This window comes from Microbacterium sp., assembly GCF_031988965.1.
In the GTDB taxonomy this organism is placed as follows: Bacteria; Actinomycetota; Actinomycetes; order Actinomycetales; family Microbacteriaceae; genus Microbacterium.
Genome location: NZ_DALZXX010000096.1, coordinates 11,132 through 11,420, shown reverse-complemented (window position 1 = coordinate 11,420; position 289 = coordinate 11,132). Strand labels below are relative to the sequence as shown.

Here is a 289-nt window from a genome sequence, read left to right as displayed (position 1 = left end):
CGGCCAGCGCGAGCGCTGCCACGGTGCCGGCGGCGAGCACCGCGAGGGTGCGCCGCGCGGCGGGAGAGGGAAGGTGCTTCATTGCTGTGTCCTTTCGGGGGTGCGGTCCAGCATCGGACCGACGATTTCGATGCAGGGGTGCAGGGAGCTACTGCTTGACGCTTCCTGCGGTGAGACCTGACTGCCAGAAACGCTGCAGCAGCAGGAAGGCGATGACGATCGGGATGATCGTCAGGAGCGAACCCATGATCACGAGGTTGTAGATCGGCTGGGATCCTGCACCGATCGC

Annotated in this window: 1 pseudogene; it reads right to left on the bottom strand. The window is 65.4% G+C overall.

Annotation, left to right across the window (positions count from 1 at the left end):
* Positions 1–148: 148 nt before the first annotated feature.
* Positions 149–289, bottom strand: a pseudogene (locus RTM68_RS13620) (carbohydrate ABC transporter permease); the annotation flags it as partial.